Source organism: Jannaschia rubra (assembly GCF_001403735.1).
GTDB lineage: Bacteria > Pseudomonadota > Alphaproteobacteria > Rhodobacterales > Rhodobacteraceae > Jannaschia > Jannaschia rubra.
This window is the reverse complement of record NZ_CXPG01000020.1, coordinates 734,705-750,467: the sequence shown is the minus strand read 5'-3', so window position 1 is coordinate 750,467 and position 15,763 is coordinate 734,705. Positions and strand designations below refer to the sequence as shown.

The following is a 15,763-nucleotide window of genomic DNA, read 5'->3' as shown; positions in this document are numbered from 1 at the left end:
TGTGCCAGCGTTTGTGCCAGGCGAAGGGACAGGAATCGTGCCATGTCGGGCAGTCTGCGACTCTCGTCACAGTATTGCCAATCTATTCAGTGACTTAGGAGAGATTGGCTCCGGCGGTAGGGATCGAACCTACGACCAATTGATTAACAGTCTGAAGTTGTGAGCAAATCATGGCTCATTTTCGCTCATTCGGGGCGTACGGTCCCTTGAAAACATGGCAACATTTTCCCGGTAGCACCATCCTGGTTCATCAGGATCAACCGCAAACACTGTACTCGGGACTGTACTTTCCATGGCCATCTTCAAATTCACCGAAGCCCGCATCAGGGACCTCGCGCTCGGCTCGGGCATCCACCGCGACACCGAAGTCAAGGGCCTCATGTGCATCGCCCACAAGACAACAAAGAGCTTCGCCGTGCAGGGCGACGTCCGCAGGGACAAGCGCCTCGTCCGGTCGGTGCGGGTGAAGATCGGCCGCGTCGACCACGTTCGACTGGCCGAGGCCCGGAACGAGGCCCGCAAGCTCATGGCCACGATCCAGTCGGGCGTGGACCCGACCGCTGGACCAGAGGCGACCGGCATTACGCTGGAACAGGCGCTGATAGAGCACCTGAAGGAGCGGGACCTCTCCGCGGCCACGGTCAGGAACTACCGCTACCACATGGATAACTACCTCGGGCGCCTCCGGCGTCGGGCGGTGGCTGATGTCACGCGCCAGGACTGCCGAGAGCTCATGGAGCAGCTCACCAGGCGCCACGGCAGGACTACGGGCGCGTCTGTGATGCGCACCGTCCGAGCGCTCGTGAACACTGCCAGGAGACACGACGAGACGATAGGGGCCAACCCGGTGGACGCCCTGCGCGTGCCCGCCACGCCCAAGCGGGAGGTGGGCGAGCTGGACGTCGAAACCTTCTGGTCCACCACCGAGGCCATGTCGCCTCTCATGCGGGACCTCCAGCGGGCGTTCCTGCTGACCGGGGCGCGGCGGACCTCCCTGCTGGGAGTGAGGCGGGCCGACTTCGACGCAGGGCGGGGCGTCCTGGCCTTCACCCACATGAAGACGGGCGGCGCGTGGTCGTTCCCCGCCGGGCGCTGGCTGACGGCGACGCTGGCCACCCGGATGAAAGAGGACGATCCGCTGGCGTCGCCTTGGCTCTGGCCCTCGCCGGGTTCTGCCTCTGGCCACGTCGCCGAGCCGAAGCGGGGAGGCGTCCCGTCCCCGCACGCGCTCCGCCACCACTGTCGGACAATGATGATTGCCGCGGGTGTCCCCTACGCCGAGGGTGCGCTCCTATTGGGCCAGAGGCTCCCCGGCGCCAGCGGCGGATACGTCCACCAGACCCATCTCGTGGAGGCCCTTCGCCCGCATGCGCAGGCGCTAGAGGACCTTGTCCTGGGTAGAGCGGGCGTTGCGTGAACGATGGTGCGCATCGGTAAGACGCTGGTAACCATTTTGGTCCATACTCGATAACCTGAGATCATAAAACTGCCCGGGCGCATCCTGGGCCGTAGGGTCCTGTCGGTTCAAACGATGCCGCCGGCTGAGGGCGCCCCAGGTAGTGATAGATAGATAAACGGCACAACCCCCCTAACGGACGCACGGCGTCCGAACGAGGAGATGTGTCATGGCCGCCGCAGCGGAACCCCAGATATTCACCAGCCCTTGGCTGACCACCGAGCAGGCCGCCGCCTATCTCAGCGTGTCCGCTGGGACTCTCGCCAATTGGCGCAGCATGGGCACCGGTCCCCGCTACCGCACCGTCGGGCGGATCGTTCGCTACCACCGGGACGACATCGACGCCTTCATGCTGGAGGGCGCGGCATGAATGGGGTGTACAAGTTCAAGCAGCGTCGCAGCGCGGACCCCGATTTTTCCGAGGAGGAGCGGCGCCAGGAGCTGGCGTTCGAAATGCTGGAATGCGTCCCCGAGCTGAGGGCGATGGGCCGGATCGAGGCGGCCGTGGAGGCCTGCCACCGCGTCGGCTTCAACGGCTTCGATGACGCGTGCCTTGTCGCGCTGGCGAAGGTCGCGGGCGTATTCCCGCTCGATATTCGGACCGAGGCAGCGGATAAGTTCAAGGTGCACCTTGGCTCGGCGATGGACGCCCTGACGTCAGCACCCGACAACGCGGACTTCTGGGACAACCCGGACTTGGTCGAGGAGGCCAAGCGCCGGGAACCGAAGCTCTGGCGCGACATCGAGATGAAGATGCGGGACGCCGCGCGGAAGCGGGGCTGGGACTAACAGCCAGCACTTTGCGCCGGTCGACCCTCGCAGGCATGCGGCACGACCGTCTCGCGCTAATGTTTCATAGAGAGTGAGCCGACCGTCGGGACCAATCGACGGCCGGCTCTGATAAGCCACATGCAAGAGGACACTAGACCCGTGACTGAACACAAGTATGCCGCAGAGGCGGCGCCGAACGTACCGTCGTTCCTGAGTCCCGACCTTCTGAACCCCAAGCAGGTCTCCGATATGACCGGGCACCCGGTCACCGTGCTGGCACAATACCGCAGCCGTCGGACCAAGGGTCGTGACGCACTCGGCCCCGAGTTCGTGAAGATCGGCCGCGAGGTCTTCTACACGAAGGCGGCTGTTGAGGCCTACGTCGCAAACCGGCGGGGCTAACATGACAAAGAACCCAGACGCGTCACAACTGGCGCCGCTGCTCGCTGCGGGCTACCAGCTCATTCCGTTGCACAACTACGCCCACGAGGACGAGTTCAAGGGCAAACGCCGCAAGCGCGGCAAGTCTCCTGTGCACGGCAACTGGACGAAGAAGCCCTACAAATCCGCAGACCAGGTCACGCACATGGAAGCTGGCGACAACGTCGGCGTGCGCCTTCGCGCCGGTGAACTGGTCCTGGACGTGGACCCAAGGGCCTTCCCCGACGGCCAGACCCTCGCATCAGCGGTCAACCCGTTTGTGGAACTGGTCCTCTGGACCGGCATGAACCCGGACCTGTATCCGACGGTCGAGACGGGTTCGGGTGGGCTGCACGTCTACATGACGAAGCCAGACGAAGTGTCCACCCGTGACAGCCTCAACGACCAATACCCTGGCGTCGAGTTCAAGACGCTCGGGCGCCAGATGGTCGCGCCTGGGTCGATCCATCCCGACACGCTGAAGCCATACCTCTGGAAGGTGGGTGCGCCCGAGCTCGACGCGTTCGGAGCCGATCCGGCGCCCAAGGCCCTGGTCGACCTGATCCGAAGACCGACCGGGAGCGCCGCGTCCGGCGGTGGCGAGCACGACCAAGAGGAGCTGGCCGAGATGCTGGACTATCTGGACCCCGAGGACTTCCGCGACCATGACCGGTGGCTGACGCTCATGCAGGCATGTCACCATGCGACTGCGGGCGACGGCCGCGAGGAGTTCGTGGAGTGGTGCACCCGCGACCCCGAGTATGCGGACCACGGCGGCCTGATCGGGCTCAGATGGGACAGCCTCCACGCCGACAATGACGACGGCAATAGGGTCACCTACCGCACGCTCCACAAGATCATGCGGGACGCTGGTCACGGCGACCACATACCCCGGCCACCCGCCGCCGACGACTTCGAGGACCTGGACCCTGGGGGCCTGCCCGACGGCGCGCTGACCGCACTCGCCGCGAAGGAGCGGCGGGAGGACATGGCCATCGGGGAGACGAACAGGCGTTCACGGCTCAGCGTGCGCCGGATCGACCTCGCGTCGGCCAAGGAAGACCTCGTCTACGTGAGCGCCGCCGGTGGCGTCGTGGACCTAAAGAGTGGTCGGGCGTGGAAGTCGGTCGAGCTCGCCGCCGTGCACTTCGCCGGCAGCCGTATGACCCTGGAGCAGGAGACGCCCGAAGCCGACCGCAACGACGAAAAGCCGAACGGGGTCGACACGCCCAAGAGACGCGGCCGTCCCCCGAAGCCGAAGGAGGTGCGCGTGGTGAACGTCTGGGTGGGTGACAAGGCGGGCGACCGTAAGACCGTCGACGTGATGACCTGGGCGCCCGGTCGCAAGACCATCTGCCCACCACCCGAGGGCCGGGGCGACGCCGTCAACGTGTGGAAGACGCCCGCCCTCCCGAAGGCCCCGGAGGACTGGCATGACAGGGCGGCGAAGTTCGAGGACCACGTCAGGTGGCTCCTACCTGACGGAGACGACGCCGACGACTTCCTGGACTGGATCGCCCACATCGTCCAGAACCCCGGCGTCCTGCCGCACACGGCGTGGCTGATGATTACGTCGAAGCGTGGCGTGGGTCGGAACTGGATCGCCTCGGTTCTCGCCCGCGTCCTGGCTGGCCACGTCGCCCTGGGCGTGGACCTCGGCGAAGTCCTGGGCAGCAGCTTCAACGAACGGCTGTCCGAGAAGCTGCTCCTCGTCGTGGACGAGACTAGGGAGGGCTCCGGCTCCGACCGCTATCGCAAGGCCAACAAGCTACAGAAGGTCATCACCGAGGAGCACCGCGAGATTAACCCCAAGTTCGGCCTCAAGTCGGTCCAGTACAACTGCTGCCGGTTCCTGATGTTCTCGAACTTCATGGACGCCCTGCCGATCGACGACCGGGACCGGCGCATCCGCGTGGCCTACAACCCCGAGAAGGTGCGGGAACCCTCCTATTACGGGGACCTGTACGAGACGCGGCGCGACCCCGCGTTCATCGCATCCGTCGCGCGGCTGTTGAGGGAGCGTGACATATCGGCCTTCAACCCGGGGCTACCGGCGCCGATGACCGACGCCAAGAGGTCGGTGGTCGAGTTCCTGGAGAAGGAGGAGCATCGCGAGCTCAAGGTCCTGTTCGAGGCATGGCCTGCCGACCTGATCGGCCTGTCGGACGTCTGGGCCCATCTTGAGGAGACCTGTGACGGGTTCCCCGCGAACCTCAAGTTTGTGATCGACGAGGCCGGTGGCGCCGTGACCTCGCGGCGGTTCAACAAGCGGGGTTCGAGCGGCAACGAGAAGGACACCGTCGTGATAGCCCGTAGAGGCGCGTGGGACGTGCTGCGGGTGAAGCGCGAGAGGCCTGCGGTGATGAAGGAGATCATCGAGGCGGCCAGAACCGAGTGGGCGGCACGGTCGAGTTCAAGCTGAACGAGCATCGCTTTTTCGGTGATGCGCCGATTTCGGTGATATAACAGCCTCTCCCCGTCTTCCAAGGGCGGGGACGGGGCGTCCACTAACTGGAAAAATGCAATAAGGGCGGACAAGCGGACAAGGGCGGACGGGCTTTTGGCATTATACGCGAAATTTAATTCAGTATTATTCTGTCAGTGTGTATTTCTTTTTCCTTATAAGCTCGAAGGGCTGTCCGCCCTTGTCCGCTTGTCCGCCCTTATTCGGCCGGTCAGGCTACCCGCTTGGATGGAGGGCAGAGGCCCACATTCCCCGCCATGCAACGCTGGTTTCCCGTGCTGGGTGAACGCGACATCGTATCCCGAGAGAGCGAGGACGCCTCGCGCACATGGCGAGCCGCCCCTGTTCGCCCTGCTTGAACACTGCCCCTCTGATTTAGGATCAGGGGGCGTCGGGACGGGAAGGCAAACGGGATCAGGGGCTTGGCGCTCGAGGGGCGTCCCGAGCACAGCAACGGACACAGCGGGAGGGCACGAATTGAGCCAGCTTCGACACCACAGCGCACCAGCGGCGGGCCCTCGGGCATCGACGGGGATGATGCACCCGCACGCCAGCGAGCCGTCGCCCGAGTTCAAGCGCGCCTTCCTGGAACGCCTGGTCGAGGTCGGCAACGTGACCGTGGCGTGCGCCCAGCTCGGGCTGCCCAGGCCGAACGTCTACTACTGGAAGCACCGCGACGACGACTTCAGGCGCGGGTGGGACATCGCCATGGCGATCTTCCAGGACCAGTTGACCCAGGACGTCATGGACACCGCCCGCGAGTTGGGCCTCGGTCGCTGGAAGCAGGCCACCGACGAGGACGGCGAACCCGTGCTGAACGACGACTTCGAGCCCGTCCTGGTCCTGGACGTCTCGCACGTCGACGCCCGCATCCTCTCGAAGCTGATCGACAAGCGGGTGCCGAACGTGGACGGCCCCGCCCAAACCAACCTGCAGGTCAACACGACCGTCAACAACGGCCTGCCTTCCAGGCCCAGGCTCGTGCAGCCACAGAGGGCCGAGCGGAGCTCGGTGGTGATCGATGAGGCCTCGGGCGGTCGACACGGCATCGAGGACGCCGAAGTGCTCCAGGGGACGCCAGAGGAGACCGGGGGACAGTCCGATGAGTGACGATGCGATCCAGGTGACGATAGTCAGGGCCGGTGGCACGGCCACGGTCAAGTTCGCGGACGGGTACGAGACGATGCGGGTCGCGACGGGATACCTGCACGATCCCAGCGACGGCCTGATCGCCGAGATGCGCGAGGGTCGTGAGGCCACGCCCTGGCAGTCGAAGGCCACGAGGGGCGAAGCCGAATGGTCCGTGGAAACCCGTCTCGACCTGGACGATGCGACCCGCAGGGACCTCCTGCACTGGATCGCTGGCACGGCGTACTTTGAGGCCTGACGAGGGGCTGAGGACGGTCGCCCTGTACTCCGCACTGTGCGCGTCGTCCCGCCCCGGTCCCAAGCCCCTGATCCGATTCACCCCTCGTGGCCGACACCCCCTGATCCATGATCGGCAGGGCGGTGCTGGCCCATCCCTAACGTAGCAATTCGTGAGCCAGCGCGGTCGTTCGGCCCGCTCGCGGGAAACCCGCAACCCGACATAAAGGGCGTATCAGACAAGGAGACCATCACCATGACCGACTACGCGCCCCTCTTGAATGAGCAGGACGAGACCCTCAAGGTGTACCTGGACCCAACCGACGCCGTGAAACTCGTCACCCGCATCCGTAAGGTCCGCTTCTTCCTCCGCGTCGACTTGCCCGTCCTGACCGAGTTCGCCGAGAACGGCGAGCCCACGCGCTGCTACGACATCAACGAGAGCCTGATGGTTTCCGCCGCTCAGGCGCTCAAGGTGCTGGCGGCGAAGGTCCACTTCAACGAACTCAAGGCGGAGAACGGCGGCACGCCCGGCAAGGTCGAGGTCGCGCGCCTCGGCAACTGCATCTTCATCGGCTGAACCGCCCCTTCACTGTGCCCGGAGCTGTGCCCGGCTCCGGGCTTGGACCACAAGTCCCTGTCTTTATTGCCCTCTCGGCTGATCGTCCCGCTGATTGAATGTCGGCGGGACGCCCTCGTTGGCTTACTGGCGCGGGCGCACGTGACACGATGCGCGCACCCCGACACCGAGAGGATCGCCCATGGAAGCCCCCGAGCGGCCGACGCCCGAGCTGCCCCGCCTAACGTACGCCAGGACCCAGCTTCTGGCCGACGCCCTGGTCGAAGAGGCTGTGGCGGACCTCCCGCCACTTCCGGGGCTGACGATGCGGGCCAACGTCGCGCGGTTGCTGGCCGCAATGTATTATGTCCACGGGAGTGTGAAGTTCCCTCGTGGCTGGGTGCGTCCCGCGATGCGGGCGTTCATCGACGCGGGCGTGGACTGCTCGAACGCCCGGTGCTGGCACTCCTACCGCAGCGACGTCCAAGACAACCCGGGCCAGTTTCTCAACACGGAGGGTGCGCCAGTCGAGTTCCTGATGCAGATGGAAATCGATCTCCTCGGCGACGACGCCGCCAGCGCTTGACGCCCGACCGACACTCGCTGGTCCCCCGTGGCACCGAGACGCGACATGCTCGTCGGGTGAGGTTCAATGATTGGCGTTAGCGGGCCTCACGACCGCGACGGGCCTGCCTCCCTCAGGTCCGGCCCCCGGTGGCGCTCGGTCCTCCAACTGCCGGGCGCCACCAACCCAATTCCGACGCCAGTGAGAGGAGCCAACGAATGGCAGACGACCCGAACAAACGACTGGTGGAACTGCGTACGGAGCGTGCCCGCCTGGTCGAAGAACGAGAGAAGGCCCGCGCAGAGGCCACCAACGCTCTTATCACGGGCAAGAAGCCCAGCGGCACTGCCGCGGCACTGGCCGAACATATCCAGATCGTGGACGACGCGATCGCGGAACTGCAGGACCGGTCCGCCGACGCGGTGGCGAGCCAGGATCGCGCCAAGCGGACCCGTCAGGTGCAGGGTGCGATCGACACGGCCAGCGACCGCCGCAAGCTGGCGGCGGCCGTGGACAGGGCACTGACCGACCTCGCGACGAACTGGTCCGCCTACCGCGAAGCTGTGCGCCAGGGAGTAGGCCAGACCGCTGCGGCGGGCGGCGACGTCGGTCCCATCGACCGCGTGCTGACCAACAACCGCGCCAGCGAGGCCCTTATTAAGGCCATGATCGCCGCGGGCGGCAGCGAGCTGTCCCGCGCCCTGGGCGTCGACACCCCGATCAAGGCCCGCCACTCGATCAGCCTGACCGACGCCGAGGGCCGTGTCGCCGAGAGCCTGAACTTGGAACTGCTGCGGCTCAGGGCGGCGTCACCGCAGAAGCACCTGGCGGCGCAAGCTGCCAAAGAACTGGAGGCACTAAAATGAGTAAGGAAGGCGAACGCCACGTGGCGGAACTGATCCGCCTGGAGGGCAAACGCATGGAGCTGGAAGACGCGCTTGGGCGCCTGGCGCGCGACGAGGCCGAGGCACAGGAGGTCTTGGAACTGGCCTCGCACGTTCAACGACTGGAACAGGAGGTCGAGTCCGCTCGCGCCGCCGCTCAGATGGAAAAGAAGGATGAAGACATGAACGACACGGTTACGAAGCGGGCAATCCGCAACATGGCGAGCGTCGACGCACAGCTCGACGCCCTCGCAAAGTCGATGCAGGCTGACGGCGAGACGTTCGAACAGGCCTACTGCAAGGCGCTCGACACCGACATTGGTCGCTCCATGATCCGCACACGCGAGGAGGCGCACACGCTCGCAACGGGCGGCTCCACCGAGGCCGACGTGGCGGCGGCTCGCGCTGACCTTACCTGATCCGCTGACAACACGAAAAACTGCGAAATTGGCCGTGCAGACCATCCGTCTGCGCGGCCTCTCTCATTCAGTGTGTCTTGCGGGCCACACCATTATTTGCAGGAGCGGGCCGTAATAATAGGTTACCCGCCGCTCGCGTTCTGGGACTTTCCTCTCAGGCGCCCCGCTGGGGGCCCCGTGATAATATGGAGAGAACCATGTTTACCAAAGAGACCTCAATGTACGATGTCGACGGCGAGAACGCGATCCACGACGTCGTGCGGCTGAACCTCGTCATGCCACGAGCGACGCTCGAGAACGGTACCGTCGAGCAGCTCCGTCAGGGCGGCGGATACAGCGAGGAACAACTGCGGATGATTGGCCTGGTCGAGCACCTGGTCGAGGAATACGGTCATCACTACGGTGCCGGGCTGATCAATGCACTACTATACAGCATGGATGCAGACGGGGACTGCGGTGAAATCCGGACCGTTCTAGGCGCGCTCGGAGATAAGGTGGACGAGCTAAAGGAGGGGTTCTCGCGGCCCTACGTTCCGGAGGAAGATGCCGAGGAAGACGAACCATCTTCGCCAAGCAGACTTCACTGACCCGTCGCAAGGGGCACTTTCGCGCCCTTCGGCCTCGCCGCCAGCCCAGGGTCAATCTTAGACCAGCGCGTGCGGCGGCGGGGCATGTCAGCCAGACCGACCACGAGGGCCTAGGTCAGCGCGAGCCATTAGATCGGCAGCAGGCCAACCAGCCACGGACTTAAGCCGGGCGAGCACCTGCGGGACTGGTGGCCTTCAACCCGCTCCATCTCAACGACGAATTGCTACGGAGCTCCCAGCGGGCGCTCGCGGGCTTCCCGCTTCACGACAAGGTGGACCCATTGAGCGGGCGAAGGTCGCCCTCTGCTTAGAAGGATACCAGCCATGACCAAGACCACCTACGTCGCCACCGCCCCCGACGGCTCGCAGCACACCCGCAAGACCGACCGGACCTACACCCACGCAGTCCTGCTTGAGAGCGAGGAGGAATGGACGGCGGTCGGCTTCTGCGGCCGCCCCGACCTGGCCGAGAAGAAGCGCAGCGAGCACCCCGGTTCGATCGTGGTCAAGTGCAGCGTCCTCGGCGACCGTGCGGCTGACATGCCCGAGGCGGAGGCCACCGAGAAAGCATCGGACAGCCCGTCCGAGCAGCCGAAGCCAACAATAGGCTCTATGGTGCAGGAACTTCTGATGGACGAGGCGCTGGATTACGCGACGATCGTCGATGCCGTCGTGGCCGAGTTCCCAAATGCCCAGACGTCCGCCCGGTCGGTGGCCTCGGTGGCCTCGGTCCTCCGCAAGAAAGGCGTGGACGTCCCCATGCGCAGGAATTCGAAGGTCTGACTAGGCGTCGACCCCGGAGTCTGATGGGGCGCGCCCCGCAGCCTCCGGGGCTCAGGCGGCCTGCACGAGTGCGCTGGTGTGGCGTTGCAGGTGCGCCAGTACGGAAAGCCCGATCGCGCGCGCCAAAGACACAGGCACGGCATTCCCGACCTGTGTGTATTGAGGGCCGATCTTGTCGCCAGCGAATCGGAACACATCCGGAAACCCTTGCAGACGCGCTGCCTCACGAACCGAGATGGTTCGATCCTGCATCGGGTGGACGTACGCGCCCCAATGCGGGTCACACTTGGTAAGGATGGTCGAAGCGAAGCCGTCACGCGATAGCCGCCCGTATCGCTTGGTATGGTCCTTGAGCCGGGCCCGCTGCATCCCTGCTGGGAGCAGGTCGCGCGGCACGTCGCGCCAATTCCCACCCTCCGGGACGTGGACGATCCTTTTCAGGTTAACGTCGGTCAGCGCATGGCATACGTGGTTGAAAATGATCGGCGCCCCGGCCTGTGCCGACCGTTGGAATGCGGTTGTCGCGCAGCGCCAGTCCCTTTTGACCGCCGTCTTGCCCCCTCCGTTCTCCAGTTCGGGCAAGTCGCCGATAGCCTGCCACACCGTTACCGGCCGCGAGGTTGCTCCATCTGGTCGCTCGGACGGCCATCCGCGGTGGGAGTACCTAGGCGACCAGTGGGTGGGAGATGGCATCAGTTCAGCCGAGGGTCCGACCCTGCTAGCAACGATGAAAGCCCTACGACGGACCTGAGGCGTGCCGAATTCTTCTGCGGACAGAAGGCGAACGCAGGGCTTGTCATAACCCATCTCGGTCAGACGGGAGACGATTTCACGAACTACCCCGCCGTCATCGATGGAGAGAATGCCTGGCACGTTCTCCATGACGAGGGTCTTTGGCTTCAGGGCGTTCACGAGTCCAAGGTAGTGATTGAAAAGCTTGGCCCGGTCATCGGTCGCGTTCCGCTGGTGGTTGTTGTGGCTGAACGACTGGCAGGGCGGGCCGCCTATAAGGCAGTCGAGTTCGCCGGGGTAAACTTCGGCCTCTCGAAGCAGGTCGGCCGCCGCGACCTGTGCCACGGGACCCTCGAAGAAAGCCGTCTCGGGGAAATTCAGCCGGAAGGTCGCCGAAGCATCGGCATCGTCATCATTGGCACACGCCACGGCCCACCCGGCGCTTCGGAAACCGACCGCAAGGCCGCCTGCACCGGCGAAGAGGTCCACGCAGCGGGGACCCGCTGGTAGCTCTGACCTCCTCACGTGCAGACTCACGCCCGTCATCCCGAACCCCGTTCCGATTCAACATCTGTGGGCGCGAACACCCATGGTAACAATATGTCGGAAGTACGGAGATTGACAGCCCAAAAAATCTTCCTTGATCGACTTGCTATTACTTGCTACGAATTGCTGCAGCAAGTTATGAAAGGTTTGGACATGACTACCGACACCCTTACCAAGGCTCCCGCCCGGATCCACCACGAGAAGTACGGCGCAGTCGAATGGGAGCTGCCCGAGGTTCTGCTCGACGTGCACGGCGAAGTGCGCTTGTGGGATGCCAACCCGAGGCTTCAGTCCCATCTGCCGGTTTCCAACATTTCGTCCGAAGCCGAACTGGAGGCAACGCTTCAGTTGACCGGGGGGTACGATGCTCTTCGCACTTCAATCAACGATTTAGGTCAAATGGAGCCGATATACGTCTGGCGTCCGAACGACTCCGCAAAGTTCCTAGTCCTTGAGGGCGCTACCCGCGTTTGCATCCTTAGGGCGCTGGACCGGAAATACACATCTGGCATCAAGGAGGGCGTCTTCAGGCGAGTAAAGGCGAAAGTTCTCCCTCCGAACTTCGGCGAACTTGAGCAAGCGATCCTTCTTGCCCGAATTCACGTTCGCGGTTCCGGGGTGCGCGCCTGGGACAGATACATTCAGGCCAAATTTATCTATGAGAAAGTCGTGGGGGTGAATGGGCAGCCGCCTGTTATGAACCAGGCGCAGATGGCCCAATACATGGAGAAGTCACTGGCTTGGGTGAATCGCTTGAAGAGCGCTTACGAATTCGCAATGCAGTTCAAGGAACACATCGACGAGGATCATATCGGTGAGGAACCGATTGATCGGTTCACCGCAAAGAACTTCAGTGTTCTTGAGGAGATCAGCAAGGCTCGTGTCATTGGCTCGCAACTCAAGGACTATTCCAACTCTTCTTACGACCAGCTGCGCGAAGACGTTTTTGGCATGGTCCGCAACCACGCCTTCAAGGAGTACCGCGACGCGCGGTTCTTGAAGGAGTTTCATGACGATCCGGACGCATGGGACCAGTTGAAGTCGGGGGAGGAGCACGTTGCGAATAAACTTGCCCGCCAAGTCGAAAGCAAGAGCTCCAGCCCAAAAGTCAAGATTGCAGGGCTGACGCAAGTTCTGAAGCGGGCCGTGGATCGTGGGGAAGGTGACTTCGACGATGATGATGTGGCGGAGCTACAGAAGGCGATCGACATTATCGAGGATCAGGTCCACGATGGAGTTCATCCGTATCGGCTAGCGATCAAGAAGGCCGCACGGACCCTTAACAAGGCCAGCCGGGCAGATGTGCGGGACCTTTCGCCGGATGACCTAAGCGAGTTCAAGGACGCATATGCCTACTTCATGGGGCTGGTCGAAGTTCACGGCACGCCGGGTGGGCAGTAAGGTGGGCTTCGACCTTCTTGCTCACCAAGAGGAAGGCGTCGATTTCTTGACGGGTCAGGGCGTCGGGCTGCTTGCGTTTGAGCAGGGCCTCGGAAAGACCTTTGTTGCAATCGAGGCATTCCGGCGCCTTCTGGAATCGGGCAGGGCCGACCGTCTGCTGGTTGTCTGCCCCAACTCCCTAAAGCGCAACTGGGTGGCCGAGTTCGGCAAGTTTGCGCCCCATGTGACGGTGGAGATTGTTGAGGGCCCCCCAAAGGTCCGTCGATCCGCCTTCAGGGCTACCCGCGCGCGGGTGGTGGTCACCAGCTACGAAACCGCCCGCGCCGAAACCACTGCGCTCATCGCGCTCTGTCAGCGGCAGCGGACTGCACTTGTGCTGGACGAGTCCCACGCCGCGAAGAACTGGAAATCCTTGACCTCAACTGCGATGCGGGCGGTTGCGCCGCATGCGGCGTTTCGATGGCTGCTGTCGGGCACGCCTGTGACGAACACGGCCGAAGACCTTCACACCCAGGTCGAGATTCTGGAGCCCGGCAAGGCCAGTCTGGGTTCGGCCGAAGTTTTCAAGGCGATGCTTGAAGATGACCCCACCGCCAAGTTTGCCCAGGCGACCTTTGACAGACTGATCCTGAGGCGCACGAAGGAGCAATGTCTTGACCTCCCGGAAAAGACCTATGCCGATCTGAGGGTGGAACTGCCCGACTGGCAGCGCCGGGTATATGACCAGATGCGGGACGAGATGGTCGCCGAAATCAGGAAGATGACGGGCGAGCAGTACCTGGCCTATGCGTCCACCGCACTGGCCAAGCTGACCCGGCTCATCCAGATTGCCAGTAATCCGGCATTGATCTTCCCGGAACTAGACCGACTGCCGGCGAAGTTCGAGGCATTGGACGGCTTGATCGCCGACATCCTCTCTGTGCCGGGAAGAAAGGTCATCCTGTGGTCGAACTACATCCGGACGATCGAACAGCTCCTTCAGCGATTCCCCGGGGCGGTCGCGATCTATGGGGCCACACCCAACGATGAGCGGCAAGGCATCGCAAAGCGTTTCCAAGAGGATCAGGACACCCGCCTTCTGATCGCGAACCCGGCCGCCGCCGGTACAGGCTTCACGCTGACAGCCGCCAGTTTCACGATCTATGAATCCCTGTCGTGGCGCTACGACCACTACGCGCAAAGCCAGGACCGGAACCATCGGATAGGCCAGACACAGCCCGTCACATACGTCCGCCTCCTCGCTACGGACACGATCGAAGAGGCCGTGGTGACGGCGCTGGAACGGAAGTCGGCGCTGGCTAGGAGCCTTCTCGGCGACCGAGGAGCGGGCGAATTGGTGGCAAGTCTCTCGCAGGAGGAGATGTGCGACCTGCTCACCAGCAACCGGCTGCCGTCTGTCGGCGACCCGGGGGAGAGACAAGTGGCTGCGGGTTCCGCCTGAAGATGGATCGGATCACGCCCGACCAACGCTCCAGAAACATGGCCCGGATTCGCGGTCGTGACACCAAACCGGAAGTGGCGCTGAGGTCAGCGCTGCACGGGATGGGGCTCAGGTTCAGGGTATGCCGGCGGGACCTACCGGGATCGCCCGACGTCGTGTTCCCGCGTCAGCGGTTGGCGGTACAGGTGCGCGGGTGCTTCTGGCACCAGCACGCCGGTTGCCCCGCTGGGCGCCTTCCGGCCTCGCGCCTCGAATACTGGCGCCCGAAGCTGGAGGGCAACGTCAGGCGCGACGGTGAGAGGGACGCGGCGCTGGTCGCCTTGGGCTGGCGCCTGATTGTCGTGTGGGAGTGCGAGCTGAAGGGGGCGACCGCCGTTGCCCAAGTTGCGGCACGGGTCGCAGATGCTGTTGAACACAAAGACTGACTGGGGCGAGAAGATGGAAAGACTACCGAACAACGGCGACGACAGGCAAAAAGGCTTCTGCGTCCACTGCGGTGGCCAAACCGAGTCAAAGGACCACGCACCCTCGAAGGTCTTCTTGGACCTACCGCACCCTAAGCACATGCCGTCGCTCCCGAGTTGTGGCGACTGCAACAACGGCTTCTCTGGCGACGAGGAATACCTGGCCTGTTTCATCGAGTGCGTCGTCTGTGGCACCAGCGACCCGGAGCAGCTGTCAAGGGACAAGATAAAGCGGGCACTGCGCCGGAACCGAAGCCTGCGCGATAGGATCGAGCGTGGGCACCGGCAGAGCGATACCGTCGGGGGCGCCTTGATCCACGTCTGGCAGCCGGAAGACGAAAGGGTGCGGCGCGTCGTCATGAAGCTGGCGAGGTGCCATGCAGCCTACGAGCTCAATGAACCCCGCCTTGACGAGCCCGAGCACGTCCTTGTGATGCCGCTGGTCTCCATGATGGACGACCAGCGCGACCACTTCGAGACTGCGCCGGAAGTGAACATCTGGCCAGAGGTCGGTAGCAGGGCGATGCACCGGATGCTGATCGCAGATGACGCCTACGCCAGCGGCTGGATCACGGTGCAGAAAGGACGCTACAGGTTCCTGGCCGTGGCCGAGGGAAGCCTCATGATCCGGGGCGTACTCTCCGAGTACCTCGCGTTCGAGGTCATCTGGGAATAGCCTACATCTTCAACGCCTTGACGGGGTGACGGTGCTTGGCCCCCTCAGGCACAGTGCCGAGCCTAAAAACTGTACCTATGCTGTGCTTGAGTAGCTCACACCGGGCGGCTGCATCGCCTAAGTGCTTGATTTTATTGGCTCCGGCGGTAGGGATCGAACCTACGACCAATTGATTAACAGTCAACTGCTCTACCGCTGAGCTACGCCGGAACACCGAGGGGCGAATAGCC

General features: G+C 63.7%; 18 protein-coding genes and 1 tRNA gene. 17 read left to right on the top strand and 2 right to left on the bottom strand.

Annotated features, from left to right (window positions below; all coding sequences use genetic code 11):
- Positions 1-292: 292 nt before the first annotated feature.
- From JAN5088_RS13340 to JAN5088_RS13280, 13 genes are all read left to right on the top strand, one after another.
- A complete protein-coding gene (locus tag JAN5088_RS13340) occupies positions 293-1,417 on the top strand; it encodes a site-specific integrase (protein WP_055683273.1) in 1,125 nt (374 codons plus the stop codon).
- A 208-nt stretch (positions 1,418-1,625) separates the two neighbouring features.
- Positions 1,626-1,826, top strand: coding sequence for a helix-turn-helix domain-containing protein (locus tag JAN5088_RS13335; RefSeq protein WP_055683272.1), 201 nt, complete (start codon positions 1,626-1,628; stop codon positions 1,824-1,826).
- A 5-nt stretch (positions 1,827-1,831) separates the two neighbouring features.
- Positions 1,832-2,245 (top strand): hypothetical protein, encoded by a 414-nt coding sequence (locus tag JAN5088_RS13330; RefSeq protein WP_074962770.1) that lies wholly within the window; start codon positions 1,832-1,834, stop codon positions 2,243-2,245.
- Between the two features lie 141 nt (positions 2,246-2,386).
- Complete coding sequence (locus tag JAN5088_RS13325) at positions 2,387-2,629, top strand: hypothetical protein (protein ID WP_055683270.1); 243 nt, start codon at positions 2,387-2,389, stop codon at positions 2,627-2,629.
- Entirely contained in the window at positions 2,598-5,069 is a 2,472-nt protein-coding gene (locus JAN5088_RS18355) for a bifunctional DNA primase/polymerase (RefSeq protein WP_199502155.1), read from the top strand. The genes JAN5088_RS13325 and JAN5088_RS18355 overlap by 32 nt, the downstream gene beginning before the upstream one ends.
- A gap of 576 nt (positions 5,070-5,645) precedes the next feature.
- Positions 5,646-6,221, top strand: coding sequence for a hypothetical protein (locus JAN5088_RS13315; RefSeq protein ID WP_055683269.1), 576 nt, complete (start codon positions 5,646-5,648; stop codon positions 6,219-6,221).
- Positions 6,214-6,498 (top strand): hypothetical protein, encoded by a 285-nt coding sequence (locus tag JAN5088_RS13310; RefSeq protein ID WP_055683268.1) that lies wholly within the window; start codon positions 6,214-6,216, stop codon positions 6,496-6,498. The genes JAN5088_RS13315 and JAN5088_RS13310 overlap by 8 nt, the downstream gene beginning before the upstream one ends.
- A 234-nt stretch (positions 6,499-6,732) precedes the next feature.
- Positions 6,733-7,056: a hypothetical protein gene (locus JAN5088_RS13305; protein WP_055683267.1), complete on the top strand. Its 324-nt coding sequence runs from the start codon at positions 6,733-6,735 to the stop codon at positions 7,054-7,056.
- A 181-nt stretch (positions 7,057-7,237) separates the two neighbouring features.
- Positions 7,238-7,621: a hypothetical protein gene (locus tag JAN5088_RS13300; RefSeq protein WP_055683266.1), complete on the top strand. Its 384-nt coding sequence runs from the start codon at positions 7,238-7,240 to the stop codon at positions 7,619-7,621.
- A gap of 197 nt (positions 7,622-7,818) precedes the next feature.
- On the top strand, positions 7,819-8,466 hold the full coding sequence (locus JAN5088_RS13295; protein WP_055683265.1) for a hypothetical protein: 648 nt from the start codon (positions 7,819-7,821) through the stop codon (positions 8,464-8,466).
- A 20-nt stretch (positions 8,467-8,486) separates the two neighbouring features.
- A complete protein-coding gene (locus JAN5088_RS13290; protein ID WP_144431857.1) occupies positions 8,487-8,903 on the top strand; it encodes a hypothetical protein in 417 nt (138 codons plus the stop codon).
- A gap of 197 nt (positions 8,904-9,100) precedes the next feature.
- The gene (locus JAN5088_RS13285) at positions 9,101-9,490 is read left to right on the top strand and encodes a hypothetical protein (protein WP_143114970.1); all 390 of its coding nucleotides are present in this window, start codon (positions 9,101-9,103) and stop codon (positions 9,488-9,490) included.
- Positions 9,491-9,814: 324 nt separating this feature from the next.
- Positions 9,815-10,273, top strand: a complete 459-nt coding sequence (locus tag JAN5088_RS13280; protein ID WP_055683262.1) for a hypothetical protein — start codon at positions 9,815-9,817, stop codon at positions 10,271-10,273.
- A 51-nt stretch (positions 10,274-10,324) separates the two neighbouring features.
- Here the strand turns inward: JAN5088_RS13280 and JAN5088_RS13275 are convergent, their stop codons facing one another.
- The gene (locus tag JAN5088_RS13275; protein ID WP_233489778.1) at positions 10,325-11,494 is read right to left on the bottom strand and encodes a DNA cytosine methyltransferase; all 1,170 of its coding nucleotides are present in this window, start codon (positions 11,492-11,494) and stop codon (positions 10,325-10,327) included.
- A gap of 210 nt (positions 11,495-11,704) precedes the next feature.
- On the opposite strand from JAN5088_RS13275, the gene JAN5088_RS13270 reads away from it, so the two are divergent.
- From JAN5088_RS13270 to JAN5088_RS13255, 4 genes are read left to right on the top strand one after another with little or no spacing between them, the layout of a single operon-like run.
- Positions 11,705-12,952 (top strand): hypothetical protein, encoded by a 1,248-nt coding sequence (locus JAN5088_RS13270; RefSeq protein WP_055683260.1) that lies wholly within the window; start codon positions 11,705-11,707, stop codon positions 12,950-12,952.
- A 1-nt stretch (position 12,953) separates the two neighbouring features.
- Positions 12,954-14,393: a DEAD/DEAH box helicase gene (locus JAN5088_RS13265; protein WP_055683259.1), complete on the top strand. Its 1,440-nt coding sequence runs from the start codon at positions 12,954-12,956 to the stop codon at positions 14,391-14,393.
- Positions 14,394-14,395: 2 nt separating this feature from the next.
- The gene (locus JAN5088_RS13260) at positions 14,396-14,818 is read left to right on the top strand and encodes a very short patch repair endonuclease (protein ID WP_055683258.1); all 423 of its coding nucleotides are present in this window, start codon (positions 14,396-14,398) and stop codon (positions 14,816-14,818) included.
- Positions 14,796-15,533 carry a hypothetical protein gene (locus JAN5088_RS13255; RefSeq protein ID WP_143114967.1) on the top strand — a complete coding sequence of 246 codons (738 nt, stop codon included), beginning with the start codon at positions 14,796-14,798 and terminating at the stop codon, positions 15,531-15,533. The genes JAN5088_RS13260 and JAN5088_RS13255 overlap by 23 nt, the downstream gene beginning before the upstream one ends.
- 135 nt (positions 15,534-15,668) lie before the next feature.
- On the opposite strand, the gene JAN5088_RS13250 is transcribed toward JAN5088_RS13255, so the two are convergent.
- Positions 15,669-15,743 (bottom strand) — tRNA-Asn (locus JAN5088_RS13250).
- Positions 15,744-15,763 lie beyond the last annotated feature (20 nt).